Origin of the sequence: Brevibacillus sp. HD3.3A, from assembly GCF_013284375.2 — a bacterium.
In the GTDB taxonomy this organism is placed as follows: Bacteria; Bacillota; Bacilli; order Brevibacillales; family Brevibacillaceae; genus Brevibacillus; species Brevibacillus parabrevis.
Map to the genome: position 1 here is coordinate 4,688,072 of NZ_CP085874.1, position 26,659 is coordinate 4,714,730.

22 protein-coding genes are annotated in these 26,659 nt (G+C 54.6%); all 22 read right to left on the reverse strand.

From position 1 onward, the window contains the following. Positions 1-135: 135 nt before the first annotated feature. A complete protein-coding gene (locus HP435_RS21795) occupies positions 136-2,667 on the reverse strand; it encodes an NEW3 domain-containing protein (protein WP_173599580.1) in 2,532 nt (843 codons plus the stop codon). Positions 2,668-2,801: 134 nt separating this feature from the next. Further along, a complete protein-coding gene (locus tag HP435_RS21800) occupies positions 2,802-5,339 on the reverse strand; it encodes an NEW3 domain-containing protein (RefSeq protein ID WP_173599581.1) in 2,538 nt (845 codons plus the stop codon). Between the two features lie 91 nt (positions 5,340-5,430). Further along, positions 5,431-7,158: an ABC transporter permease gene (locus HP435_RS21805; protein WP_063227864.1), complete on the reverse strand. Its 1,728-nt coding sequence runs from the start codon at positions 7,156-7,158 to the stop codon at positions 5,431-5,433. A 14-nt stretch (positions 7,159-7,172) separates the two neighbouring features. Continuing rightward, positions 7,173-8,249 carry an ABC transporter ATP-binding protein gene (locus HP435_RS21810; RefSeq protein ID WP_122965965.1) on the reverse strand — a complete coding sequence of 359 codons (1,077 nt, stop codon included), beginning with the start codon at positions 8,247-8,249 and terminating at the stop codon, positions 7,173-7,175. A gap of 107 nt (positions 8,250-8,356) precedes the next feature. Beyond that, a complete protein-coding gene (locus tag HP435_RS21815; RefSeq protein WP_122965966.1) occupies positions 8,357-9,487 on the reverse strand; it encodes an extracellular solute-binding protein in 1,131 nt (376 codons plus the stop codon). A 22-nt stretch (positions 9,488-9,509) separates the two neighbouring features. Then, a complete protein-coding gene (locus tag HP435_RS21820; protein ID WP_122965967.1) occupies positions 9,510-10,688 on the reverse strand; it encodes an ROK family protein in 1,179 nt (392 codons plus the stop codon). Between the two features lie 266 nt (positions 10,689-10,954). Beyond that, positions 10,955-12,115 carry a cytochrome P450 gene (locus tag HP435_RS21825; protein WP_122965999.1) on the reverse strand — a complete coding sequence of 387 codons (1,161 nt, stop codon included), beginning with the start codon at positions 12,113-12,115 and terminating at the stop codon, positions 10,955-10,957. Between the two features lie 150 nt (positions 12,116-12,265). Then, positions 12,266-13,147 carry a LysR family transcriptional regulator gene (locus HP435_RS21830; protein ID WP_122965968.1) on the reverse strand — a complete coding sequence of 294 codons (882 nt, stop codon included), beginning with the start codon at positions 13,145-13,147 and terminating at the stop codon, positions 12,266-12,268. A 190-nt stretch (positions 13,148-13,337) separates the two neighbouring features. After that, the gene (locus tag HP435_RS21835; protein ID WP_122965969.1) at positions 13,338-14,459 is read right to left on the reverse strand and encodes an aminotransferase; all 1,122 of its coding nucleotides are present in this window, start codon (positions 14,457-14,459) and stop codon (positions 13,338-13,340) included. Between the two features lie 59 nt (positions 14,460-14,518). Next, the gene (locus HP435_RS21840; RefSeq protein ID WP_173599582.1) at positions 14,519-15,568 is read right to left on the reverse strand and encodes an ornithine cyclodeaminase family protein; all 1,050 of its coding nucleotides are present in this window, start codon (positions 15,566-15,568) and stop codon (positions 14,519-14,521) included. 131 nt (positions 15,569-15,699) lie between these two features. Further along, positions 15,700-16,431 carry an IclR family transcriptional regulator gene (locus HP435_RS21845; RefSeq protein WP_063227860.1) on the reverse strand — a complete coding sequence of 244 codons (732 nt, stop codon included), beginning with the start codon at positions 16,429-16,431 and terminating at the stop codon, positions 15,700-15,702. A gap of 27 nt (positions 16,432-16,458) precedes the next feature. Further along, positions 16,459-17,145 carry an amino acid ABC transporter permease gene (locus tag HP435_RS21850; RefSeq protein WP_173599583.1) on the reverse strand — a complete coding sequence of 229 codons (687 nt, stop codon included), beginning with the start codon at positions 17,143-17,145 and terminating at the stop codon, positions 16,459-16,461. Between the two features lie 65 nt (positions 17,146-17,210). Then, on the reverse strand, positions 17,211-18,026 hold the full coding sequence (locus tag HP435_RS21855; RefSeq protein ID WP_122965972.1) for a transporter substrate-binding domain-containing protein: 816 nt from the start codon (positions 18,024-18,026) through the stop codon (positions 17,211-17,213). A 27-nt stretch (positions 18,027-18,053) separates the two neighbouring features. Further along, the gene (locus HP435_RS21860) at positions 18,054-18,776 is read right to left on the reverse strand and encodes an amino acid ABC transporter ATP-binding protein (RefSeq protein ID WP_063227857.1); all 723 of its coding nucleotides are present in this window, start codon (positions 18,774-18,776) and stop codon (positions 18,054-18,056) included. A 307-nt stretch (positions 18,777-19,083) separates the two neighbouring features. Next, the gene (locus HP435_RS21865; RefSeq protein WP_279635109.1) at positions 19,084-20,091 is read right to left on the reverse strand and encodes an aromatic acid exporter family protein; all 1,008 of its coding nucleotides are present in this window, start codon (positions 20,089-20,091) and stop codon (positions 19,084-19,086) included. 94 nt (positions 20,092-20,185) lie between these two features. Then, the gene (locus HP435_RS21870; protein ID WP_173599586.1) at positions 20,186-20,593 is read right to left on the reverse strand and encodes a zinc ribbon domain-containing protein; all 408 of its coding nucleotides are present in this window, start codon (positions 20,591-20,593) and stop codon (positions 20,186-20,188) included. Positions 20,594-20,814: 221 nt separating this feature from the next. After that, positions 20,815-21,567 (reverse strand): hydrogen peroxide-dependent heme synthase, encoded by a 753-nt coding sequence (gene hemQ, locus HP435_RS21875; protein WP_122965975.1) that lies wholly within the window; start codon positions 21,565-21,567, stop codon positions 20,815-20,817. Between the two features lie 125 nt (positions 21,568-21,692). Continuing rightward, positions 21,693-22,451, reverse strand: a complete 759-nt coding sequence (nagB, locus tag HP435_RS21880; protein WP_173598148.1) for a glucosamine-6-phosphate deaminase — start codon at positions 22,449-22,451, stop codon at positions 21,693-21,695. A gap of 15 nt (positions 22,452-22,466) precedes the next feature. Further along, positions 22,467-23,348: a MurR/RpiR family transcriptional regulator gene (locus tag HP435_RS21885; RefSeq protein WP_173598147.1), complete on the reverse strand. Its 882-nt coding sequence runs from the start codon at positions 23,346-23,348 to the stop codon at positions 22,467-22,469. Between the two features lie 296 nt (positions 23,349-23,644). Next, a complete protein-coding gene (locus HP435_RS21890; protein WP_122965979.1) occupies positions 23,645-24,010 on the reverse strand; it encodes a YisL family protein in 366 nt (121 codons plus the stop codon). Between the two features lie 157 nt (positions 24,011-24,167). Next, complete coding sequence (locus tag HP435_RS21895; RefSeq protein ID WP_122965980.1) at positions 24,168-25,172, reverse strand: proline racemase family protein; 1,005 nt, start codon at positions 25,170-25,172, stop codon at positions 24,168-24,170. 36 nt (positions 25,173-25,208) lie between these two features. Next, on the reverse strand, positions 25,209-26,648 hold the full coding sequence (locus tag HP435_RS21900) for an aldehyde dehydrogenase family protein (RefSeq protein WP_122965981.1): 1,440 nt from the start codon (positions 26,646-26,648) through the stop codon (positions 25,209-25,211). Between the last annotated feature and the right edge of the window lie 11 nt (positions 26,649-26,659).

Genomic DNA, 26,659 nt, shown 5'->3' on the forward strand with positions numbered 1-26,659 from the left:
GTCCAGGCGTTGGCAGAGTCAAAATAACTCCCGGGACAAAGGAGGCGACCCAAACGAACAAAGATCGCCTCGCTTCGCTCCCAGGCAAAACGTGAGCCGTCGCGTCGGGCAAGCCCTGCGCCCTGTCCGGCTTTTCTACTGCTTCAAGCTGACCATGTTGACGAACATTCTGATCGCGCCAGGCACGAGCGCCGGAATTTCCCGGTACCAGACCAGCGAGCTGTACGTGTACGTTCCTTTTCCATACTTGGCGGAGAGGAATGTACCTGTGAACTCTTTTTCACCCGGATCGCCATTGGAAATCAGTGTGGTATACTCTTTGCCCCACTCTGCCGGATTGTAGGCGGAGCGGTCCTGAATCCAGTTGTTCCAGTCTTCCTCGGTAATTTTGTTCGGTGCGTTGAACAGAGGGTGATCCGGTGCGAGCATGGTCACTTTCGAATCTTCATCGGTGACGCGCCATTGGATCAGCGGCGTGCCGATTTTGATCGGATAAGGAGCCAGCTCGCTCTTCCAGTTATCCTCCGGTTTGTGGTATTGCACGACGAGATTGCCGCCGTTCTCCACGTATTTCAGCAGACGGGCATTGCTTTGGGTAAGCTCTGGCCGGAAACCGTAGGCGCGAATGCCGAGAACAATCGTGTCGTACTGGCCGAGATCGCCCGACTCGATGTCTTTTGCCGTCAGGTTGGTCACATTGACGCCAAGCTGGGTCAAATATTGATCGATGTTGTCAAAGCCGCTGGACACGTAGCCCACCTTCAAACCTTCCGGCACCTTCAGGTCAAACGCCTGGACAGCAAGACTTGCAGGCTGCACGAAATACGTTGTGCCGATGTGCGGATAGCGAATGACTTGCGCGCCATGGCGGCTTTCTTTTCCGTCACCGGACGCCACTGCCGTAATCGTGTACGGTGCAGGCTTGACGGAAGCCGACGCTTTCACCGTAAAGGCTACCGACTTCGTTTCTCCCTTGGCGGCAAAAGCAAGCGGCGCTGCTTTCGGCTCCACCGACCAGCCTTCCGGCACCTGCAAGGACACGTTTGTCTTCGCTGCACCCGGATTGTAGTTTTTCACAGTGACTTTGACAGGGATCGGTTCTTGCGACTTCAGCGTGTTCAACACCGTTGCGCTTGGAGCAAGCGACATCGAGAACGCCGGAAGCACCGCAACAGCATCTGCCGGCGTGACATGGCTGGTTGCTTTTGATCCGGCAAAACTGTAGCTGACGTCAGCCGTGATCGCCGGAGCAGCATACGGTTGGAACAGACTTGCATCAGACGGAACCGTTACTTCAAAAGTAGTCTTGACTGTCTGATTGTAGGACAGGGAAGAGAAGCTCGTCGTGGACAGGGCTTTGGCCTGCCAGCCTTTCGGAACGTTCAGCGCCAGATTCACGCCGCTCACCTTGGCTTGACCGCCGTTGTACGCGCTCACGGTGACCTTCGTCGTTTGGCCTGCGACCAGCTCGTTTGTTTCCGGTTTGACTTTCGTCACCAGAGACAATGCCTCCGCGCTGGCTTTGTTCAACTGCGCTTGCTTCACATCCAGGCGATGGAGCAAATCGGTTTTGCTTGCTTCGGGAAGCGAAGACGATTGGACGTCTTTTTGCGCTTTCTGCACGTCAGCGAGCATCTCGTGCGCTTCCTTGGCTACAGCGGCAAAGCTCGGATAGGCGGCAACCACTTCTTCCGCATCCTTTTGCAGCTTCTTCAATTCGCTTGCTACTTTTTCGCCGCCAGACTGGCTTGCCGTTTCTTTGGCCAGGTCGTCAAAAGTGAAGGCGATGCCTTCAAAAAAGTCAGCTTCCTTGGCTTTCGTCTGGACGATCGACTGATCGAGCTTGTAGTAGCCAAAGCTCGGCCCTTCGTCATAGTGGCGGCCCATCCCTTGGCTTTTGTGCATGAAGCGGGATTCTTCTCCCAGTTGCACATACGAAGCGCCGTAAATCTCGTCATACGCTCCGACAGGAACACTGACGGAGTAATCTTTTTCCTGGGCAGGCAAATACAGCTTTTTCACCTGCCACGGGGACAGCCCTTCTTTCAGCTGCTCGGGGAAAACGTTTGGATCAGCGGCATCCTTGAATGCCCGGACAGTAATGACATTAATAGCGCGATGATGGCCGTGAGTCGAAGGTTCGTTCAAAAATGCGGGAATCACTACATCCGGTCTGATTGTGCGGATTTTGCGGATCAGCCTTTCGTAGGCAATATCCTCGCCCCACTTATGCAAAGTTTCGTCCGGACTTTTGGAAAAGCCGAAGTCGAAAATGGGGTCATCAATCTTCTGGCTGAGATTCTCCAGATGGATGTTCGTGATCTTGGAAGCCTCCTGCAATTCGCGGGTACGGATAATGCCCAGCGCGTTGCCCAGCTCGCTGCCAATCTCGTTTTGTCCTCCCTCGCCGCGATTGGCAATGACGCTGGACGTGTCTACCCCTCTGCCGAGCGACAAATAGGCGAGCATGGAACTGTGCTCGTCATCCGGATGGGCTCCGGTATTCATCGCGCTGGCAATCGTCGTGAGCGGCTTGATCGCTTTCCACAAATCGACGACTCCCCGATCGGCGTGCGCCGTTTGTGGCGCCAACGGGATGACCAGAGTCGTGGCAAGCGCGGCCGCGGCCGCAATGGTGTAAAGCTTGGCAAGTTTCCCCTTCCTCAATGAACTCTCCTCCATTCGCTTTTACGATTGATGTCTATATCAATCATGGCGCTATGTATGCGAGTGTTTCGTTGCTGCTGCCATGGATCGACCCACGTTAGATCAGAGCTTTTTCAAGTGAATGGTCTTGATCGTTACTGTTTCTGGCTGATCATGTTGACAAACAGGCGGAAGGCCCCGGGCACAAGCTGCGGAATCTCGCGGAACCAGGCGAGCGAGCTGTACGTGTACGTCCCTTTGCCATAACGGGCCGTCAGAAAAATTCCGCGAAACTCCGGCTCCCCCGGATCACTGGTGGCAATCAGCTCGGTATATTCGCTGCCCCAGCGTGAAGGGTTGTAGATCGAGCGCTCCTGCACCCAACCGTCCCAGTCTGCCTGGGTGATCGGGTTAGGCTCGGAAAACATCGGATGCTCGGGTGCGAGCATGCGCACGTCTGACTGCTCATTCGTAACGCGCCAGTCAATCAGCGACTCGCCGATGAAGATCGGGTACGGCGCGAGCTGCGGCTTCCACTTGTCCTCCGGTTTGTGGTACTGAACGACGAGATTGCCGCCGTTTTCCACGTATTGCAGCAGACGCTGGTTGCACTCGATCAGCTCTCTGCGGAACCCGTATGCGCGGATGCCGAGCACGATCGTATCGTAGCGGGACAAATCGCCTGACTGGATCTCGTCTGCATCGAGGTTGAGGCAATGCACGCCTACCGCGCGCAAATATTTGTCCAGGCTGTCAAAGCCGCTGGCGACGTAGCCGATTCGCCGATTTTCGGGAATCGCCAAATCGAATGCCTGAACAGTGAGCTTGGCAGGGCGGATGAAATACGTCCGTCCGACGTGCGGATACTCGATCACCTGCACATCCTGGCCGCTCTCGGCCACTCCATCGGCGCGGGTTACTTGCGCCTTGACCTCGTACTTCCCGTTTTCCACCTGCGGCCCTGTATGCACCGTGAAGGCAATCGTTCTCGTCTCTCCGCGAAAAGCAAACGGCACATCGATAAACGCAGGTTCCGCCGTCCAGCCTTCGGGCACGGCGAGGGACACTCTTGCTGTCGTGCTGCCCGGCCGATATTGCTTCAATGTTACTTTTACCGGGATGGGCTGCTCTGTATGCAGCGTGTTCCGCACAACGGCAGACGGCGTCAAGGTCAATGAATAAGGCGGCAGCACAGCGACGCTGTCATCCGGCACTACCCGGATGGTGCTTGCTATATCAAAGGCGAAGTACAATGCCTCGACTTCCAAAATCGGCGGCCGGTACGGGTGAAAAAAGGCAGCTTCGGCCGGGACGGACACTTCGTATACGGTGCAAACGGTCTGGTTGTAAGGAAGCCGCGGAAAAGTGGTCGGCGTAAGCGGCTTGGCTGTCCAGCCGGGCGGAACTCGCAGGCGCAGCTGCACATGTTCGACCTCGATTGCTCCGCCATTGTAGGCCGTCACCGTGACTGTCGTCGTCTGCCCGGGAACCCACTCGCCCGTCTCCGGCTTGATTTTGACCACAAGCGACAGCGCTTCGGCACTGGCGCGGTTGAGCTGCGCTTCCTTGATCCCCAGACGGAACAGCAAATCGGTCTTCGTCTCCTCGTCGAGCGAAGAGCCGGGCACCGCCAGCTGAACGGCATGCAGCAACGCCTTCATCCGGTGGACGCGGCTTGCCACCTCCGCAAAGCGCGGATACGCCGACAGCACTTCATTCGCCGCATCGTGCATCGTATCGAGGATGCGAGCCAGCTCGGATTCCCCTTTTTGGGCGACGCTTCGGGCCAGATCGGCAAACGTGAACGGCAATCCGGCAAAAAAGTCTCTCTCTTTTTCCGCCGCCGGAACGACGGACGCATCGAGACGATAGTAATTGTAGGTCGGGCCTTCATCGTAGTGGACACCCATCCCTTGGGTCTTGTGCATGAATCTCGATCGCTCGCCAAGCTGGACATAAGAGGAGCCGTAGTTTTGATCGTACTCCCCGACAGGAACAGCCACATGATAGTCTTCGTTGTCCATGACGGGCACATACAGCTTTTTCATCTGCCAGGGCAACAAGCCCTCCTGAATGTGAGCAGGAAACGTCTCAGGGTCTGCCGCACCGTGAAAAGCTCGCTGTGTCAGCAACGTAATCGCCCGATGGTGTCCGTGCGTAGTCGGCTCATTTTCAAAGCAGGCGATGACGACATCCGGGCGAAGCTCCCTGATTTTGCGGACAAGTCGCTCGTAGACGACTTCCTCGCCCCATTTGCGAAACGTTTCCTCCGCGCATTTGGAGAAGCCGAAGTCGTTGATCGGATCGTCCAGCTCTTCACTCAGGATGCCAAGCGTCACATTGCCGAGCGCAGACGCCTCTTCCAGCTCCCGCGTGCGAATGATGCCGAGCGCAATCCCTTGCTCGCAGCCGATTTCATTTTGGCCGCCCTCTCCCCTTGTCGCGATTATGCTGGACGTGTAAACGCCCCGTCCCATCGCCAAGTAGGCGAGCATCGCGCTATGTTCATCGTCAGGATGCGCTCCCGTATTCATCGCGCTGGCGATCGTCGCCAGTGGCTTGATCGCTTTCCACAAATCCAACAGCCCGTGTTCCCCCTGCATCGTCCGCGCAGAGGCGGGGATAGGTGGGCAGGGCAGCCTGGTCGGCTGCACCACCGAAGCATTTTTGTCTATCGATTCACTGCTTTCCACGTGAAGCTCCTCCTTTTGCCAATTCCCGTATGCTGCCGCAGGGCTTGCGCAAAAGCCGTTTTCCGAAGCGATCTAACCGATTGGTCGTCTGCTAGATGGCCGTTCCGGCTTTGTCCTTGGTCAGTTTGCTAGAGATGAACAACACGAGGATGATGACCACGATTTGCAAGACGCCATAGGCGCAAGCAGTTCCAAATTCAAAGCTGTACATGCGCTGGAATACCGCGACAGACAGCGGAGTCGTTCGCGGGGTAAAAATCAGGATGGAAGCGACAAACTCCCCGATACACTGTACAAACGCCAGCAACGTTCCAGCGAGAATCCCGCCAAGCGCCATCGGGAACACCACTCTCCTGAAGCTGTACCACCACGATGCGCCCAGATTGCGCGCGGCTTCCTCCACAGACGGGTCCATTTGCAGCAAGGTTGCCGATGTGGAACGGAAGACGAGCGGAAGGTGGCGCACAAAATACGCGAGCGGGATAATCCAGAATGTTCCGATCAGCACTTGCCCGAAGCTGAACGCCGTCGGCTCGCTGAACGCGGCAATCAGGTTTACCGCCACAACCGTACCAGGCAATGCCCAAGGCAGCATGATCAACACGTCCAGAAGCGTCTTCCCGCGGAATTTGAGACGCACCATCGCATAGGCCGCCGCTACCCCGAACAGGACAATTCCGACAGAAGCAATCGCCGACAACTGCAAACTGTTCAAAATCGGACGCCATGTTTTGCTGTCCGTAAATAAGTCCATGTAATGGTCCAAAGTGTATTGCGGAGGCAATATTTGCACCGTCCAGGTCCCATCCACCGAAAACGAGATGAGCACCAGCACGAGAATAGGCAGCATTAGAATGACCGTGCCGATAAACGACAGCACAATCGTTGTGTAACGGCCTGCTTTGCTCTTGATTTCCGTCCGGTGTACGCTCACGCCTTTGCTCAAGTTCTGATAATTGCGGGCGCCTTGATACCAGCGCATGATCAACAGAAACGCGATCGATACAATGGACAAAATCGTCGACTGCGCCGCCGCCATGTCGAGATCGCCATTCGTGCGGGACAAGTAAATTTGCATCGTCATCGTCCGGTCGATACCGAAGATGAGCGGTGCTGTGTACGACGCCATGGAAATCATGAAAACGAGCAGTGAGGAAGCGACCATCGCTGGCGTAAGCATCGGCAAAATGATGCGCCGCCAGACGGTAAAGCGGTTTGCCCCGAGGCTTGCTGCCGCTTCTTCCAAAGAAGGATCAAGCCCTTTGATCGCGGCTGTCGCCGTCATGAAAAAGTAGGTGTACATCGTAAACGTATGGACGACCACGACGCCCCAGATGCCTTTCAATGAAAACGGCACTTGGGCCAAGCCGAGCAACTCCTTGATCGCCCGCGGAAAAATTCCGCTCTCGCCGTACAGGAACGTAAACGACAGAACGCCGATCAACGGAGGCAAAGCCATCGGCACCAGAGCCAGTACAGAAAGAATTTTGCGGCCCGGAAACTCGTACCGTTCCAACAAAAAGGCCATCGCCACCCCGACGATGCCGCAGGTGATGACACTCAGTACAGAAATATAGACGCTGGTCCACAGCGCTTCCAGATTGGCCGTATGCTCCAGGCTGAAAAAGCGCGTGTAGTTTTTCCACGTAATTTGCTCATCGACGCTAATGCTGGCGACGAACGTCTGGAATAACGGATAAATGACATAAGCCAACAAAATCAAAAAGAGTGGCGATACCAGCACATAGACGAAGGCGGGTGAAGCCGTGATGGACTTTCGTCTGGCCGATGTCGGCGCTTGCTGCAATTCTGCTCTCAAAAGCTTTTTCCCCCTTATCCGGCGAAATAGATGCTCTCCTTCGGTATGTGCAGTCCGATGGCGTCGCCGCGTTGCTTGATTGGACGGCCGAGGTTGATGGACATGCTGCGCAAGTTTTCCTGACCTACTTCCGTCACGTAGTTCACGCATGCGCCAGTGAACTCGGACATGACGACCTTGCCTGTGACGATATTCGTTCCTGCTCCTTCGCTCTGCTCCTGGACGGATTCAGGACGGATGGACATGGTCACCTGCTCGCCGACTGCCAGCTTGGCGCGAGGCGACGCATTTTTGGCAAAACCGCTGAGCACTTGTCCCGAGGAGATGCGCACTTGCACTTCATCCCGGTCGATGCCGACCACAGTCCCTTCCCACAAATTCGTCTCCCCGATAAACGAAGCGACGAAACGGTTCACCGGACGATGGTAAATCTCGTGCGGAGTACCGATCTGCTGCACTTCTCCGCCCTGCATGACCATGATTCTGTCCGACATGGACATCGCTTCAGCCTGGTCATGCGTCACGTATATCGTCGTAATCCCCAACTCCAGCTGAAGCCGTTTGATTTCAAAACGCGTCTCTTCTCTCAGCTTGGCGTCCAGATTGGACAGCGGCTCATCCAACAGCAGAATCTGCGGCTCGATGACCAGCGCCCGTGCCAGCGCCACCCGTTGCTGTTGCCCACCGGAAAGCTGGTCGATGCGCCGCTCGCCATAGCCTTCCAGTCGAACCAGCTTCATGATCCGCTCCACGCGCTCTTTCGTTTCTGCCTTGTTCACAGAACGCACCTGCAAGCCGAACGCGATATTTTCAAAAACGGTCATGTGCGGGAAAAGCGCATAGTTTTGGAACACCATGCCTGTATTGCGCTTGTGGGGCGGAACGGAGGTAACCTCCTGGGAACCGAAGCGGATTTGCCCTGCTGTCGGGTAATAAAAGCCGGCAATCATCCGCAAGGTAGTCGTTTTGCCGCAACCACTCGGACCGAGAAACGTAAAAAATTCACCTGATTCGATGTGAATGTGGACGTCTTCTACCCCTTTTGCATTGCCAAACTTTTTGTGGACGTGATCAAGTGTTACGCTGCTCATCAGGTTTTGTTTCCTCCTTCATGGCCATTCCTGGCTGCTTGGCCTAAGACGTTGGCATAAGCGACTAGACGGAAAGGAACGCTCCTTCCCGTCTAGTCTGTTGCGAGTTACTTCTTGCCTTTGCCCTTGATGTTTTCATCCCAGTGCTGCATCCATTCTTTCTCTTTGGCAGCCATGACAGCCCAGTCGAGTTCGAGTGGTTTCAGCTCCAGGTTTTTCATGAAGTCTGGCAATTCATCCTTGCTGATATCCGTGCGGGCCGGGAACTGGAAGCGCTCCTTCGCCAATTGGGAAGCAATCTCAGGACTCATCAAAAATTCCATAAAGTTTTTCGCTGCATCGAGGTTTTTCGCGCCTTTGACGAGAGCGATACCGTCTACGAGGATCGGCGCTCCGCTCTTTGGATAGATGAAGTCGTACGGATGGTTGTTCTTTTTGCTTTGGAGCAGAACATCTTGCAGGTTCCACAAGGAAATGACGCCCTCTTGACGGTCAAGCTTCAGGTAGAGGTTGGTCGGGTCTTGCGTGTACTCTTTCGTGTTGGCATCCAGCTTTGTCAGCCATTCGTAGCCTTTTTCCGGCGTATCTGCACCTTGGCGGAAAATCATCGCGGAGTAGATCGTCCGCATCGTGCCGGATGGCAAAACGTTGCGGATGACGATTTTGTCCTTGAATTTCGGATCGAGCAGCTCATCCCAGTCTTGCGGAGCTTCTTCCGGCTTGAGCGCCTGCGAGTTGTACATGATGACCTCTGGCAAAAGCATCTCGCCGTACCAGCGATCTTCCTTGTCTTTGTACAGGTCAGGAATCTTGTCGGCAAAAGTCGGCTTGTACGGCTCCAGCAATCCTTCGTCGGCCGCTGTGCTCAGAGCAGACTGTGTGCCGCCCCACCAGAAGTCAGCTTGCGGGTTCGCTTTTTCCGCGCGTACGCGCTCCAAAATTTGCTGAGCGCCCATTTCGAGCGTTTCCACTTCAATATTCGGATACTTTTCCTTGAACTTTGGCAGCACGATCTCAAAGATGTTTTTATCCCGTCCGGTGTAAATAACCAGCTTTTGCGGTTCACCGGATGGAGCCGGAGTTTGCGCAGCTGGCTGCGAGCCCGTTTGGCCGCCTGCGCCGTTGTCGGCAGGCTTTGCTTCCTGTCCTCCACCTGAGCACGCGGCCACAGTCAGAGCCAAGGAGCTGGCGAATACGCCTTTCATCCATGATTTCAGCTTGTGATTGACCTTTTTCAAAACTGACTCCCCCTCTTTTTTCTCACTCTTTGTCAAGCAGTCGTGTGAACGGAAACGCTTCCAATACACTGTGGACGGCACCAATCAAACCTGCTCGCTCCCCCAGAGCAGCCTTTTCGAGACAAGGCACCTCTGGCACCCACTCGGTCAGCCAATCGTGAATTTGCTTCACCCCTTCATCATCGACGTGGACCATCTCTCCGCTCAAAATCAGGATTTCCGGGTTCAAAATGCTGATGATATTCGCCATGCCGTAAGCCCAATGCCGATACACTTCCTGCAAAAGCGCTTTCGCTTCGCTGTTTTGTTTGGCACAAAGCATGAGCTGTTCTATGACACTCGACCCTTCCTGAAGGTCAGAGAGAAATCCCTTTGCCTGCTGCGCGATTCCCGGTATGGAAAAATTCGTCTCAAACACTCCGGACGCGCCATTCGGGCGGTTATGTACCGGACCGATCATCATGAAGCCGATCTCGCCTGCTGCTTCCCGACTCCCCCGGTAAAACTGTCCATCCAGGATGATCCCCGCACCAATGCCCGTTCCCACATACATGTAGACGACGTTGGAATGGCCAGTGCCTGCTCCGCGAACGTATTCGCCCAAAGTCATCATGTTTACATCGTTGTCGATGATGACGGGCAGCCCCAGTCGCGACTCGATGGTTTGCAATATCGGCGACCCCATCCAGCCCGTACTCGGCGAAAAGCTGACCGTACCGCTTCCCCGCTGCGTGACCCCTTGCAATCCCACTCCCATGCCAAGCAGTCGCTCGCGCGGAATCCCGCTCTCGGCAAGCAAGCGATCCAAACCTGCTGCCAAATCCTCGATGACGGTCTCCCCGTTCGCCGGCTGCGCCAGTCGCTTGCGATGACGGGCGAGAAACTCCCCCTTCATATCCGCAATCGCCATGTCCAGTATCGACCCTTCGAAGATCGCTCCAGCAATCGCATAAGCCTGGTAATTGTATTCCAAAAGAATCGGCTTGCGGCCGCCTTTGGAATCCCCCATGCCGACCTCTTGCAGCAATCCTTCCTGAATCATTTCATCGACCAAAGCGGAGACGCACGGACGGCTGAGCAGTGTCTGCTTGGAAATATCGGCGCGGGAAATCTGACCGTGTTGGATGACCTGTTGCAAAACTTCTTCCTTGTTCAGTTTCTTTACGAGTTTACTGTTGCCTGTTTTTCTGGGAGCTCGCACGCCTTTACAATCACCACCACAGCAGTTAGTTAACTTTACTAACAAAGATAACCAAATTATACCTACGCCCATTCAAATAGTCAAACAATTTACATTTGTTCCTCAGATATTTTCTGGATTTTTTACTTTATATCTCCTTTTGTACATGTAACTTCAATTTCAGTGAACAAAAAGCACAAAAAAGACACCTCTGCTCTGGAGGTGTCTGCTCTTGCCCCGTTTTCTCGGCTGCCGTCCGCAAGCAAAATCGGCTTGTCTCCCGCGCCTCAACGGGTTTGAAACGTCACGGGAAAACTCTCCACGCCAAAAACAATCGGACTTGGAATCGGAGTCAGCGCTGTTTTTGGCGATGCGATCTCGTGCAGCGAAGACAAAATCCTGTCCAAGGCAATCTGCCCTTCCAGCCGGGCGAGAGGCGCTCCCAGGCAAAAGTGAATGCCGAAGCCAAAGCTGAGATGGGCATTCGGCTTGCGGTCAGGCAAAAACAAATCCGGCTGCTCGAACTTGCTCTCGTCGCGATTGCCCGATACGACCCAGGAGACGACCTGCTGGCCCGCTGCGATCTTTTGTCCGCCGATTTCCACATCTTCCACTGCGCGGCGGCCGACCACAACGAACGGAGGATAGTAGCGCAGCGTCTCCTCGATCGTCGATTTGACCAGCTCCCTGTCTTGGCGCACTCGCTCCTGGATGTCCGGCTGCTCGGTCATGACGCGAATCGTGTTCGTGATCAGATTGGTCGTAGATTCGTTGCCTGCGACCAGCAGCAAAATACAGAAGCGCAATACTTCCTCTTCGTTCAGCCGCTCTCCGTCGATTTCGGCAGCGAGCAAGGCGGAGATGAGATCATCTTTTGGATCAGCCCGCCGCTCGGCCAATATCGCCCGAAAGTAGTGGAACAGCTCTGCTTCCGCTTTTTCCTTGTCCTTGTGCATCTGGATAAGAGCCTCGTCTGTATCGGCTTCCGCTCCTTTGACCATCGTATCGGACCAATCCTTGAACAATCTGCGGTCTTTTGGCGGAACGCCGAGCAGCTCGGCAATGACAATTACAGGCAGCGGATAAGCAAAATCGCGCACCAAATCCATTTCCCGCTTGTCCTTGACCATGTCGAGAAGCTCCGTGACGATCGAGTCAATGCGCGGGGTCAAATCGGAAATCGCTTTGGGCGTAAACGCCTTGTTCACGAGATTGCGCATCTGGGTATGCTTCGGCTGATCCATCGTTAGCACCGTTTCTTTTTTCGCATCCGCGATCCTTTTGGAGGAAAACGTCGTGTGATCCTTCAAAATTCGCTGAATGTCGTCGTAGCGAAACACATCCCACGTCTGGCGGTTTTCATCGTAGCGGACAGGAGTTTCTGCGCGCAGGCGGCGAAAAATCGGGAACGGATGAAGCCGATCCTCTTCGCGCACCAGCTCCTTCATGTAAATGCTGTTGGCATAGCGCACAGGCGCTTGATCCTTGTTCGTAACAATCAGCTCCTTGCTGTTTCTGGTTCTGCTGCAACACAAGCTCCCAGAAATTATGCCCGTTGCCAATTCAAAACATGTAAAGGCGTCCGCCACTCATCCGGCCTACTCTTCCCGCACCGAAAGCCACACGTCTTTTACCAGCTCCATGAACGTTTGAATCGCTGGTTCGTCGCGCCGCCGCTCCAGACAGACGAGCGAAGTTTCCGCCTTTTTGGAAAAACGGTACAACTCGACAAGCTCGCCCGTTCGCAGCTCCCCCTCCACCAGCGCCGTACTGAGCAAGGCGACGCCCGTCTGATTGAGCACAGAGCGCTTGATCGTCTCCTCGCTGCTGCACTTGATGACAGAGGGCGGGACGTAGCTGATCTCCAGCAGACACTCCGTAATGAAGCCATCGAGATTACACCCTTCCTGATAGGACAAAAACGGGAATTGCGTCAGCGTTTCCGTCATCGAACGGCCCTGCACCATATCCGGCGCAGCAACGAGAGCAAATTCCTCTAAATCGACGACCATGGAATAAATCCCCTGCTGCGTACTGGTTCCGGCAATAATCCCGATGTCCGCTGCGTGGGCGCGAATTTTTTTCAACGCTTCCTGACTCGTGCACGAGATGACCTGCAAGTTCACTTGGGGATGTGTCTCCACATAAGCCTTGAGCATTTGCGGCATGTACTGGGTACAGTAAAATTCGGGCGCGGCCACCACGAGCGGGCCGACAGGCAGATGCAGGTGGTTCAGCCCCTCCTCCATGCGCAACAGGACAGAAAAAAGCTGATCGGTATGCTGCTTCACCAGCTTCCCTGCCGGGGTCAAAAAGGTGCGCTTGCCGACGCGGTTCAAAAGCGGATGCCCCAGCTCCCGCTCCAGTGCCTGAATCTGCAAAGTAATCGTCGGCTGGCTGTACCCGAGCAGCTCGGCAGCCTTCGTCAAGTTCAAATGCTCCGCTACGACCTGAAACGTTTTCAAATTCCGCAGCTCCATGCCTTGCACCACTCTCCCCCGCTTCTTCGTCTATACGGAAAAGTGTAGCCGAGAGTGGACGTGAAGTTCAACCTGCACAGTGCACCACTATGAATAACGGGATACGCTCCCCGCCAGCTTGGCGGCGTCCCCATTGCTGCCGCTTGCAATCGTCAGCACCTTTTTTCCAGGCAAGCAATCCGCTTATCGCCTAGCTTCTCTCCCGCAAAAACTTCGAGACTTGCGCCAAACCCGCCTGGAGCACCTCTGTGTCGCAAGCGTACCCGATCCGCACCCAGCCTTCCATGTCAAAGCAGCTTCCCGGCGTCAAAAACGCGCCTGTCGCACGGAACAGCTCGATGCAAAACGCTTCCGACGGCATATCCAGCTCGTATTTGAGCATGGCGGTCGTTCCCGCTTTTGGCTTGACGTAAGAGATGAGCGGTTCCGCCGCCACCCACTCGTCCAAAATTTGCAGGTTGTCCCGCACGATTTTCAGATTGCGCTCCATGATCTTGTCCCTGTTTTTCAGCGCATGAACCGCCAGCATGTCGTCGAGCATCCCGCAGCTGATCGTCGTGTAATCGCGGTGCGAGAAGCAGTTTTTGATGACGTCGAGGGGCGCGGCGATCCAGCCCAGGCGCAAGCCGGCCAGCGAAAATACTTTTGACATGCTGCTCGTCGCAATCCCTTTTTCATACAAATCTACGATAGACGGAACCTCGATCTCCGGGTCCTGATGCAAATGGCGATACACCTCGTCACACAACACGTAAGCGTCGACCGAACGGGCAATCTCCACAATTTCGCGCAACGTCACCTCATCCATCAGCGCACCGGACGGGTTGTTCGGATTGTTGATGCAAATCAGCTTGGTCTTGTCTGTGACAAGCGTGCGCAGTTCATCCAGGTCAGGCAAAAACTGCTTCTCCGGCACCAGTCGCAGCAGCTTCACCTCAGCGCCGAACGACGCAGGCACTTCGTAAATCTGCTGATAAGTCGGGTGGACAGAGACGACTTCATCGCCAGGGCCGACCAGCGAAAACAGCGCAAGAAAATTGGCTCCGATCGCTCCGTTCATCACCAAAATATTGTCCGGCGTCAGCGTCTTGTACATGCCCGCGACGAGACTGCGGAACTCAGGCGAGCCTTCGATGTGGCCGTACGTCAGCTTCTTTTGCGCCATCTCGGCAAAAAAATCGGCCGGCTCTGCCGACAGGCGAATCAGCTCTTCCACGGTCAGGGAGTCCACACACGTTTCCGCGATGTTGTAGACCGCTTCCAGCTCGTAGGCATTCATCCATTCTTCTACTTTAAACGGGGCAATTCTCATCTTTGACCTCTCCTTCGGTTGTTCCGTGCATTTCCGTGTGTATGGATCGCAAGCTGCTACTACAGATCGACGACAGCTCCTGCGCCGCTCGCTTGCGCCTTTTGCAAAATGTGGTGCGCTGTCAGCAAATCTTGCAGCGCAATGCCTGTGCTGTCAAAAATCGTAATTTCCTCCGCCGAGCGGCGTCCCGCTGCCTGTCCGAGAATGACGCTGCCGATTTCCGCGACAATGTCCGCCTGCGAAATCAGCCCTTTTTTCAGCGGAATCTCGGTTTCTCCCACGCTCACAGCCTGCCCGATGTCATCCACGAAGACCCGTCCCATGGCGAAAAGTCGCTCGTCGATTTCCTGCTTGCCCGCCATGTCGGCTCCGATGCACGTAATGTGCGTCCCTGGCTTGACCCATTCGCTCTGAATCAGCGGCGTCCGGGAAGGGGTTGCCGTGATGATCACGTCCGCTTCTCCGACCGTCTTTTCCAGGCTTTCGACCGCGATAAACTCAACCTCGCATTTACGTGCGTAGCGCTCGTAGTCTTCTCCTTCGTATTTCGCTACGAACGCCGTGAGCAGTCTGTCTTTGATCGTTGCCGCGAACTTTTGCGCCTTTTCGTAGGAGCGCGGATGGCTGATGTACACTCGCTTGATGTTGTCCATCGCCATCAGTGTCGCGATGATTTGAAAAGGCGCCTGGTGACCCGTCCCGATCATCAGCAGATTTTCCGCTTCCGGTCGAGCCAAATACTTGGCCCCGATCCCGCCAGCAGCCCCCGTTCGCATGCATGTAATATGCTCGCCGCTCAACAGCCCCAGCGGAACGCCTGTCCGGCTGTCCAGCACCATCACGGTTCCGATCAGCTGCGGCAATCCTTTTTGCTCGTTCTCGCCGAACCAGGAGACGAGCTTGAGTCCGAATATATCCGCTCCGGGCAAATGGCCCGACTTGATATCCATATCCGCTTTGCCTGCCGCAAATTCATGAAAAATCAGCGGAAACAGCGTCGCTTGCTGACTCGATTTTATCTGGTAGGCTTGCTCCACCACTTCGATGACACTCGCCATGTCCAGCAGCTGTTCCGTTGTTGGTTGATTGATAACCCGAAATGGAAACATGTCTTGTGCTCCTCCTCTCGATTTCCTCCACACTAACACAGATTTTTCGGGCAAAAAAATTGAAAGTTCCAATAGTAAGCATTAAAAAACAAAAACCTCCATCCGATGACGTTCGGAAATGGAGGTTGCGATTAAGCGCCGCCGATTCTTGCAGATATGGCGGTTGCTTGCTGCTTTACTTTTTCGATGAGCTGCGGCAGCCGTTCATCCGGGACGCGGAAGATCGGTGCATTGATGGAAATCGCAGCCACGAGCTGATTGCCGTAGCCAAAGATCGGGGCTGCGACTGCCATCGTCCCTTCCGTTTTTTCGCCGTAGCTGATGGCATATCCGCCTTTTTTGGCGGCCGCAAGCTGTTCCAGAAACGCTTCGTGCGAAGGCGCTGGCAGCTGCTCGGAAATAATTTTTTCGATCTCGGCTGCCTTGGAATGGGCCAAAATCATTTTGCTGGGGGCACCGATCGTCAGTGGAATCCGTTCCCCCAAGTTCTCGTCAATGCGAATTTTCAGCGGACTCTCGACCTTTTCAATCGGCATCGAGTCCTTGCCTGCCAGTACGTTCAGGAAAATGCTCTCTTCGACCTCGTTGGCCAGCTCCTCCATGAATGGTCGAGCCACGGAACGCAAATTCAGCTTCTCGTGCAAAATAAAGCCGATTTCCATCCACGTATAACCGGGTTTGTAATGCTTGGTGACAGGCTCCTGCTCAACCAATCCGAACTGGATCATCGATTCGAGGAAACGGTGGAGCGTGCTGATCGGCAGGCCGGTCGCTTCTGCTAACTCCGATATGGGCCAGGCGTGTTTTTCGTCTGATATCAGCACTCTGATGATTTTCATCGTCCGTTCGATTGATTGAACCATAGTTCCTTCGTCCTCCATAAACGTGCCTTATGCTGCGACACTCGTATCCTTGGCCTGCTTTCGCGGTGTTTTTCCCTTGGCAAGCCTCGTCTCCAGTCTGTTGACAAAATAGGTGAACAGCATAATCAGCACGAGATAGTACAAGCCGACGACCATGTATGTCTCCAGCTGTTTGTAGTTGGAAGCCGCCTCGCCGAGACCAGTTCCCCACAAATCTTGCATCCCTACGTACGCTACCAGCGACGAGTCCTTCAACCCGATGATGAACTGGTTGCCGAGTGACGGGATCGCCCGGCGAAACGCCTGCGGCAAAATGATGCGGCGCATGGCCAGCGGGTACGACATCCCGAGCGAGCGGGACGCTTCCATCTGCCCGCGATCAATCGATTGGATCGAGCCGCGGAAAATCTCGGCAATATAAGCTCCGTTATGAACGGCGAGCGCGATTGCCCCTGCCCAAAACTGGGAAAGCGTCACCATGTTCGCCAACCCGAAGTACAAAATACAAATTTGCACGATCAAAGGCGTACCGCGAATGACGGTAATGTACAAGTGCGCGAAATAGTTAAGCGGCTTGGAATTGGAAATGCGGAAAAACGCAATGATCAGTCCGACGATGCAACCGAGCAAGAGAGCGACTGCCGTGAGCTGAACGGTCAACCAGGTCGCTTTCAGGAAAAGGGGATAGCTGTTCAGAAAAATATCGATGATCATAGGAAATCCTCCTCACATGAAGCGGAAAAAGGGGGGCGTCCAAACCGGACACCCCGTTGCCCACTTTATTGTTTTTGCAGGATATTGCGGCCAAACCATTTTTGGCTGATTTTTTCGTAGGTGCCGTCTTTGATGATTTCATCCAGCGCTTTGTTGATTCGGTCTACCGATTCCTGATCGCCCAGTCGCACAGCAATCGCCTGTTCGTCGAAGCTGAGTGGCTCACCCACGTCGATGACTTTTCCGCCACCCTCTTTAATAAAGCGCAAGCCTACTACCTGGTCGGTAATGACCGCGTCCAGACGTCCTGTCGGCAAGTCGAGCAGCGCCGTGATATCGCTGTCGTATTGGGTGATTTTATCTTCATCTGTCAGTTTTTTCGCCCAGTCCAAGTAGTTGGAAGCTTTGACGACCCCGATCTTTTTGCCTTTCAGATCGTCCTTGCCCTTGATTGTCGTGTTGCCTTCCTGCACGAAAATCTGCGAGCCGGAGCGATAGTACGGATTCGTGAAGGAAACCGCTTTTTGACGCTCGGGAGTCACCGTCAAGCTGCCGATGATCGAGTCGTATTTTTTCGCATCCAGACCAGGAATGATCGTCTCAAACGGGTTCGTGATCGGAACGGCGTTCATCCCCATTTTTTCCGCCAGCGCTTGTCCGATTTCTACGTCAAAGCCTGTCAGCTGCCCGTTTTCTTTAAAGCTGAACGGCTTGTACACGCCGCTCATCGCGTAAGTAAAATCTTTTTTGCCTTCGCCGCCCGCTGCTTGTCCGCCTCCTGCCGGCGCGCTGCTCTCTTGAGAGCCACATGCCGAGAGCAGAAGCGAGCCCAACAAAACGGTAGACAACAAAACTCCGGACCATTTTGCACGTTTTTTCATCTGAAATTCCCCCTGTTTTCTCTGTTTTTAACGAATGCTGCGCAAAAACTGCTTGGTTCTTTCGTGTTGCGGATTTTCAAAGAACGCACTAGGCGGCCCTTGCTCCAGGATTTGACCATCGTGCATGAACACGGCGCGATCTGCGACTTCGCGGGCAAAGCCCATTTCATGGGTGACGACGATCATGGTCATGCCTTCTTTTGCCAGTTGCTTCATTACCTGCAACACTTCGCCGACCAGCTCAGGGTCAAGTGCGGAGGTAGGTTCATCGAAAAGCATGATTTTCGGCTTCATCGCAAGCGCTCGCGCAATCGCCACGCGCTGCTTCTGTCCACCCGAGAGCATGTCCGGGTACACATCCGCCTTATCCTGCATGTTTACTTTTTTCAACAGTTCGTTGGCCAGCTCTTTCGCCTCGGCGACTTTCATTCCCTTGACGTGCACCGGAGCCTCGATCACATTTTCCAGTACCGTCTTGTGCGGGAACAGATTGAAGTGCTGGAATACCATCCCAACCTCTGCCCGAAAATGGTTCAGATTGGTCTTGTGCGGGTCAACCTTCTCCCCGCTGATCCAAATCTCGCCAGCTTCATGAAATTCCAAAAAATTCAAACATCGAAGCAAAGTGCTTTTGCCTGAACCGCTGGCACCGAGCAAGACGACGACTTCTTTCTCCTCTACCGAGAGGGTGACACCTTTCAGCACGGTGAGTGATCCGAAAGACTTGACTAGCTGCTTAACCTCAATCATCCTGCTATCCCCCTATCTATCTGTTGCCGGATGGATGGCCCTTTTCACTTTTTCCGAATATCGGAAATGATTTCTGATTTAAATTATAATTGTATATTTTCAGACATTCAAGAAAAATAAAATTTACTGAATAAATATGCATGCCTGAAAGGGCAGAAGCTGGCAGTGCCAAGCTTTCACGCCTTTTTCAGCAAAAAGTCGGGATGTTGTTTGGGACACAAAAAGCGCCTTCTTCCGGTTTTGCTCAGAAGAAAGCGCCTTTGTTCTTTGGCGTTTTTGCCGTTTTGCCGTTTTGCCACACGAAGCGTTACTTGCCCGGTGTTGGCTCCGCTACGGCTGCTGGTTTTTTGTCCTCACTGCTTTTGCCCAGCTCATGCTTGATGAATAAATAATTCTCGATCTCGCGCAACAAGTAAAACAGCGACGCTCTCGTCTCAAATTCCTCGCGCGTGCGCGGCAGCTCCGACTCCTTGATCTCCTCGCGCATTTGGCGAAGCTGATCGATAAAGCGGTACGCCGTATTGCCCGGGTGCACCGAGTCGCTGATCCGTTCGAGAAAATCAGCGATCCAATGGCTCTGCGGCACCTGCGTGTCGAGTGACGAAACGATCGGCATCATCCGCTCCAACAGTTCATACTGCTTTTCTCGCATGACAAAGTATTGGTAGTACGAGTCATCGCGCCGCCCCAGACGGTTATCGATGTCGCGCGACGCAAGCCTGAGCGCTTTTTCCAAAAGACCCGGCGCCTCGATCATCTCTTTCCCGTCCCAATCGCTCTCGCCATGCCGCAAGTAGTAGCAAAACTCCCGCAAAATTTGCCTGAACAGCTGCTCGATCTGCTTTTGCATCGCCCGCAGTTCCTTGTCTAGGCTCGGCATGTACAAGTTCACGAGCAGCGCGACCCCGACGCCGATCACCAGCAGTCCCGCTTCGTTCAGCAATAACGGGAAATCCATTCTTTGCGCCGAGTACAGGTGCATGAGCACGACCATGCTGCTGACGAAGCCCTCCTGGATGCCAAACCGCACAGCGAGCGGCAAAAACAGCAGGATGGCGAGCAAAATGGCAACAGGCGAATACCCGAGCAAATAAAACAGCGCCATCCCGATGCCAAGCCCGAGAAAGCTGGACATGATCCGGTTCCACGCTGTGCGGAACGACTGCTTGACCGTTACTTGTATGCAAAGAATCGTAATGATGCCCGCAGATGCGGGGTACAGCAGATCAAGCTGTTGAGCCAAAAAGATCGAGATCGCTGTCCCGATCGCCGTTTTTAAAGTGCGATAGCCGATTTTCAGCTTTAGAAAGCCCAGTCTTGTTCCCCTCCGCTCTGATGTCGCTTTCCTCTTTACTGTATCAAAAAGTTTCCGGGAACCAAAGCCACGACTTTGTTAAGAAACCGTGTCCTTACACCTTTTTCCCGCAGCCCGGACAGTATTGGTAGCCAGCCTTTACGCGCTGCCCGCAGTACGGACAAAAAGCTTTTTCGCCTGTCGTCTCTGTGTCCGCTTCCGCTTCTCTCTCCTTGCCGAATCGGCGGTTCAACGGGTCGCCTTCCTCGCTGGCGTCCGTAATATCGTACAGCGACATCCGCTCTCTGCCTGTAGCGTTTTTATAGTGATAAACAGCCTGAACGATCCCGATAATGATAAACAAGACCCCAAACAAAGGAAAAATCGTGCCGACCACGGGAAACGGCGAATCTTGCGTGATGAAAAATGCCATAATCGTCCAAAATACTCCGAAAACAATAGCAACGACACTTCCCGCCGCGCCCATTGCCGACGGGCCTCTTCCTGGCTTGATGCTTTTCATTGCAATCCCCTCTCCTTCCGGCTTAATCGCTTCCCAGCGCAGCCTCTCTCTGTTCTTCACATTTCTCCCATCCTATTACATCTACGTTCCGAGCACAAATCGGTTTCCTGCGGCTGGCAGGCTCGACGCCTAAAAAAGACCGAGCCAGAGCCGATCCCCCGGGCAAAAAAAATCTGCCGATGCGACAACTAGCAGCCGCACAGCAGATTTTTGACAGATGATTACACTTCCAGTTTTTTCGCGAGCGTTTCCTGATTCAGCACGTTACCGACCAGGAAGTTGCCGAACTCGCCAAAACGGGCACTCACTTCATCAAAGCGCATTTCGTAGACGATGTGCTTGAACTCCAGCGGATCGTTGGCGAACAGCGTCACGCCCCACTCCCAATCGTCGAAACCGACGGAGCCGCCGATGATTTGTTTGACGCGTCCAGCGTAGGAGCGGCCGATCATGCCGTGGGAGCGCATCATTTCTTGACGCTCCTGCATGCTCAGCATGTACCAGTTGTCTTGCAAATCGCGTTTTTTGTTCATTGGGTAGAAGCAAATGTGCTCCCATTTTGGCAGGATCGGATACAGGCGATCGCGCACGTGCGGATTTGCCTTCGGATCTTCGCCCGGGTTATGTACATAGTTGCTCAACTCGACAACGGAGACGTAGGAGTACGGAGCATCTGTAAAGGCAGCAAAGCGGGTTTTATTGAAAGCCGTCTTGATTTCTTCGAGTTCTTGCATGGTCGGGCGCAGGAACATGAACACGAGGTCTGCTTTGTGTCCAAGAATCGAATAGAAAGCCGTGCTTCCTTGGTTTTCCGCTTCGTTCGCTTCCCAAGTGCGGATCAGCCCGTTCAACTCGTCCAACGCTGCTTGGCGCTCCTCGGCGGAAGCCGCTTTCCACTTTTCCCAATTGATCGTGCGGAAATTATGATACGTATACCAACCTTCTAATGTAAGCAACGCTTCGTTTGCGCTCATCGAAAATCAGCTCCTTAGAAAAATCTGGTGAACCTTCGTGACAACACTCCCAGTATAGCATAAGGGACAGACAGATATTCGGAACAGATTGGTGAACAACAAAAGAAACAAGCGGCGCCAGACGGCTACCGCTTGTTTTCCACACTTGTCGCAGCGACAGTCAGCTGGCTCGCCGCCGCCTCGTCCACGATGACCGTTACATCCGGGTGAAGCTGCAGCAAGGACGCTGGCACATCCGCTGTCGGCTCGCCCTCCACCATCAGGCGCACAGCCTGTGCTTTTGCCTCTCCGCTTGCCAACAGCACGACCTTTTTCGCTCCGAGAATCGTCTTGATCCCCATGGAAACCGCTTGCGTAGGCACTTCCTCCACGCTGGCAAAATAACGGGCGTTCGCCTCAATCGTGCTCTCGGTCAGCTGCACCACCCGCGTCGTCGACTCCGCAGAAGATCCCGGTTCGTTGAATCCGATGTGACCGTTGTTGCCGATGCCAAGCACTTGAATATCGATACCGCCCGCTTCGCGAATCGCTTCCTCATAGCGCGCGCACTCCTTGTCCAGATCGGCCGCATCTCCTGTTGGGACGTGTGTTTTGTCTGCTGGCAAGTTGATGTGCTGGAACAAATTTTCCTGCATATAGGCGCGATAGCTTTGCGGATGCGCCGAAGACAGCCCGACATATTCATCCAGATTAAAGCTCTGCGCCTGCGAAAAATCGATCCCTTCGTCTTCGTGCAGCTTGATCAGCTCCCGGTACATGCCTACCGGAGTGCCGCCAGTCGCCAGCCCCAGGACGGTCTGCGGGTGCTGCTTCACCTCAGAGGCAAGCAATTCGGCCGCTTTGCGGCTCATTTCCTGATAATCTTTGACAATGACAAGTTTCAATTCCTCTCACCTCAATCAATATTTTCGTTCCAATACGGCTTTCGCTGTCCGTTCCTTGTATGTGAGCGCCTTTTCCTTGTTGCGCAGCGTAATGGTCGTGCAGATGACGTCCAGCACGTGCAACTGGGCGATTTTCGCAGCCAGAGAACCGCCCTGCAACGGGCCTTCCTGTGCGGCGGTCAACAGCGTCATATCCGCGACACTCGTAATCGGCGAGCGGCGGTAATGCGTAATGCAAATCGTCGTGGCTCCCGCCTCTTTCGCGACCTTGAGCGAATCGATCGTATCCTTCGTGCTCCCGGAAACAGACAGCCCGATCGCTACATCCCCCGGCCCGAGCGTAGCTGCCGCCATCGCCTGAAGGTGCGATTCACTCATGGCATCCACGCGCAGTCCGATCCGCAAAAACGCGTACTTCGCATCCTGCGCCGTCACAGCCGATGTTCCTACTCCGTAAAAGTGAATCGTCCCTGCCTGCTGCAAAAGCTGGACACAACGCTCGATTTGCTCCAGATCGAACAGGGCAGATGTATCGGCAATCGCCTGTTGATTCGTCGCGGTTATTTTTTGCGCCATCGTCTCCAGCGAATCTTCCTCGCCTACTTCGCCGTGCAAATTTTTCGCAGGTGCAACCAGCTCCTGCGCGAGCGCCAGCTTGAACTCCTGATAGCCGCGAAAACCGATTTTCCGGCAAAAGCGCAGCACCGTCGTTTCGCCGACGCCAGCCTTTTCAGCCAGGTCGATCACAGAAGAATAAATGACGCTGTCTGTCTGCTGCAAAACGATGCTCGCTACCTTTTGCTCCGATTTCGTGAAGGAGGGCAAAAGACTCTGGATGTGCAAAAGGGTGTTTGTCTTGACTCCGGCAACGGTCAACTCCTCTGTATGTCCTGCCATGCTGCGCCTCCTTTTGAAAAGTGACTCCGTTTGGTCGTGCTTACCGTCATTATATCAAAAAAGGAGTTATCCGCCATTACTTTTATATAAAGTGGAGTGTTTCTCCAAAATTTCCGCTCCCGTCCCGCGATCAACGCCCGACCGCCTCAACGTCAGCCCCGGCCAGGCAACAAAACAGTCATGACCTTTTGGTTGACCGCAAGCAGCCATATCCCGTTTCATGAAAAAAAGCCTTCCCCTGCAAGCGTGCAACTTGCAAAAGAAAGCTCTATGCATACATTTCCGTTTCCAGGCGACTAGGCGAATACGCGATAGCCGAGCATGATGACTACGACCAGCACGATCAAACAGCCGATGAAAAAGCCGATGCTGCCTTCCTGTCTTTTCGCCCGTCCCAGCGACATCTCGATCAAGCCGAAAGCGACAATCGCGAGCAGACCTTTCACGTAGAAATACACTTCGCTGGCGTGCACGGTAAACAGCATCCACGCTCCGGATACGAGAATAATGACCATCATGAGTCTGAGCAGCATATGTACGATCTTGCCCGCTTTTTCCTTGCCCGCACGATAGAGGAAGTACGCTACGATCAACAGGACAATCGCGACTTCCCAGCCACCCACGTGGGACTCCAGCAACGCTTTATACGGCACAAAATTCAACCCCTTTTTCCCTTGTTTATACTTGTCCCAGCCATTATAACAGAAGTGTCGGAAAAAAGCAGATGCCTGGATGCGTGGCAGTATTGTGACACCGTTATATGCATGAAAAAGAGGCCGCCCAGATCATGCAGCCCCTTTTTCCCCACTCCTGCCATGCCTAGCGCAGCAAAAAGCCGTCCTTTAACGGATCAGTCGGATCGACGACAAACTGGTGCAAACCTGTGATAAAAGCCCGGCCTTCAATGGACGGAATGACCGCCGGGTAGTCGCCTACCTGCGTCGTTTCCAGTACGGTACCGACGAATTGGCTGCCCACGATCCCTTCGTGCACAAACCGCTCCCCGACAGCCAGCTTGCCTCTGGCAAAAAGCGTCGCCACCCGCGCAGCCGTACCTGTGCCGCACGGCGAGCGGTCAATCTGCTTGTCGGCGAAAACAGTCACGTTGCGCAAGTGTGAGCCTTGCACACGCGGCTCATCCGAGATAATCACCCCGTAAATGCCAGCCAGCTCAGGCTCGAACGGATGAACGACCGCAAGCTTCGCTTCAATCTGCTGCTTGATCCGGCTGCCCCACTCCTGCAAAGTCGCCAGCTGCTCGATCTCGACCTGGACACCGATGTCCTTGGCTTGCACGACCGCGTAAAAAGCTCCGCCAAAGGCGATATCGACGGAAAACAGCTTTCCTTCCCACTCGATCGGCACATCCTTGGCGAACACAAAAGACGGGACGTTCTCAAAAGCGACCGACTGGACGTGCGCTCCATCCGTGTGGGCACGCGCGATGATCCGGCCCGCCGGACTGTCGATCACAATCCGCTCATCCGGATCAGCCACGCGAAGCATCCCTGTCTCGATCGCCGCTGTCACGACCGCGATGATCCCGTGGCCGCACATCGTACTGTAGCCTTCGTTGTGCATGAACAGGACGCCAAAGGCCGCATCCGGGCTGACGGGAGCCGTCATGACGCAACCGTACATCCCGTGGTGTCCGCGCGGTTCGTACATCAGCACCCGCCGGATATGATCCAGCTCCTGGCGAAAATAACGGCGCTTCTCCAAAATCGTTTCGCCTTTGAGAGGCGGGATGCCGCCCGTGATGATCCGCAGCGGCTCCCCTCCTGTATGGGCGTCAATGGTCGTAAACAACTGCTGGATGTTCATAGTCCTCCCACACCTTTACCTGCCAGGTTTCGCTGTTTACCAGGCGTATTTGATCGCGCATGTCTTCGTGGCACTGTAAAAGTCCAGCGCCGCTTGCCCTTGCTCCCGCGTATGCGAGCTGGACTGCTTCATGCCGCCAAACGGAGCCTGGTACTCCACCCCGGCCGTCTCCTGATTGACGCGCACCATCCCGGCCTGCGCCAAGTCCAAAAAGCGGTGGGCACTCGCCAGATCACGGGTAAACAGCGAAGCGCTCAGCCCGTACACAGACTGGTTGCACAGCTCGATTGCCTCGTCGAACCCATCTGCCGTCAAAAGCACAGCCAGCGGCCCGAACACTTCCTCCTGAACCAAAGCGTGGTCGGCCGCTACTCCTTCCACGATTTGCGGACGGATAAAGTAGCCGTGCTCCGCTCCCGCATAAGCCGGACTTTGGGCAATCAACCGGGCCTCAGACTGGGCGATAGACACGTATTGCCCGACTGTCTCGTACTGCGCCGCAGAAGCGACCGGACCCAAGTAAGCATCCAGATCGGAAGCATCCCCGACCTTGCACAGCGAGATAGCTGTCTGCAACCGCTCGACCAATGGCTCGTAAGCCGCCTTTTCCACAATAATCCGGCTCGTCGCCGTACATTTTTGCCCAGCAGAGCGGAATGCCCCGCTGAGCAAAATCGGCACCGTTTTGTCCAGATCCGCGTCAGCGAGGACAACCGCCGCATTTTTTCCGCCCATCTCGGTCTGGCATTTGATGTTGCGTCCCGCGCAGGCAATCGCGATCTGTCTGCCTGTCGCGGACGAGCCGGTGAAGCTGACCGCGTCCACCGCAGCTTCCTCAATCAAAGTCGTTCCGATTTCCCGTCCTTTTCCGATCACCAGATTGAGCACTCCTGGCGGCAGCTTCGTCTCGGCAAAAATTTCTGCCAGACGCGTCGCGGTCAAAGAACCGTTTTCCGCCGGCTTCCAGATGACGGCATTGCCGCAGATCAACGCGGGAGCGATCTTCCAAATCGGAATCGCGACAGGGAAATTCCACGGCGTAATGACAGCCACGACGCCGAGCGGCACTCGACGGCTGTACTGCAAAACATCCGTATCCGCAGACGGGATCAAATTGCCGTTGGCCCGCATTCCTTCGCCGGCATAATAGCGCAACAGACTGATGCCCCGCGCCACCTCGCCGCGCATTTCGCCCAGCTGCTTGCCCATCTCCTGGCTCGCGAGTCTGGCGAGACTGTCTGCATGAGCCTCCAGAGCGGAAGCCATCTGATACAACACCTCGCCGCGAGCAGCACCTGTTTTCCTCGCCCACTCGGCTTGCGCCACACGTGCGGCATCTGCTGCTGCAAATACGTGTGAGCGATCCGACATATGCAAGACGCCCACTTCCTCGGTAAAGCGCGACGGGTTTTTGACTGTCACCTCGGCTCCGTGCGGCGTAATCCATTCGCCGCCGATCCAGTTTTTGCTGTGCATGCCTGCCCTTC

Coding starts and splice junctions, on each gene's coding strand:
- HP435_RS21810 (WP_122965965.1), bottom strand. CDS start 8,249: ATGAGCAGCGTAACACTTGATCACGTCCACAAAAAGTTTGGCAATGCA.
- HP435_RS21825 (WP_122965999.1), bottom strand. CDS start 12,115: ATGAAGGAGCTGGTGCGCGAAGAGGATCGGCTTCATCCGTTCCCGATT.
- HP435_RS21830 (WP_122965968.1), bottom strand. CDS start 13,147: ATGGAGCTGCGGAATTTGAAAACGTTTCAGGTCGTAGCGGAGCATTTG.
- HP435_RS21835 (WP_122965969.1), bottom strand. CDS start 14,459: ATGAGAATTGCCCCGTTTAAAGTAGAAGAATGGATGAATGCCTACGAG.
- HP435_RS21840 (WP_173599582.1), bottom strand. CDS start 15,568: ATGTTTCCATTTCGGGTTATCAATCAACCAACAACGGAACAGCTGCTG.
- HP435_RS21845 (WP_063227860.1), bottom strand. CDS start 16,431: ATGGTTCAATCAATCGAACGGACGATGAAAATCATCAGAGTGCTGATA.
- HP435_RS21850 (WP_173599583.1), bottom strand. CDS start 17,145: ATGATCATCGATATTTTTCTGAACAGCTATCCCCTTTTCCTGAAAGCG.
- HP435_RS21855 (WP_122965972.1), bottom strand. CDS start 18,026: ATGAAAAAACGTGCAAAATGGTCCGGAGTTTTGTTGTCTACCGTTTTG.
- HP435_RS21860 (WP_063227857.1), bottom strand. CDS start 18,776: ATGATTGAGGTTAAGCAGCTAGTCAAGTCTTTCGGATCACTCACCGTG.
- HP435_RS21870 (WP_173599586.1), bottom strand. CDS start 20,593: ATGAAAAGCATCAAGCCAGGAAGAGGCCCGTCGGCAATGGGCGCGGCG.
- hemQ (WP_122965975.1), bottom strand. CDS start 21,567: ATGAGCGCAAACGAAGCGTTGCTTACATTAGAAGGTTGGTATACGTAT.
- HP435_RS21885 (WP_173598147.1), bottom strand. CDS start 23,348: ATGGCAGGACATACAGAGGAGTTGACCGTTGCCGGAGTCAAGACAAAC.
- HP435_RS21895 (WP_122965980.1), bottom strand. CDS start 25,172: ATGAACATCCAGCAGTTGTTTACGACCATTGACGCCCATACAGGAGGG.
- HP435_RS21900 (WP_122965981.1), bottom strand. CDS start 26,648: ATGCACAGCAAAAACTGGATCGGCGGCGAATGGATTACGCCGCACGGA.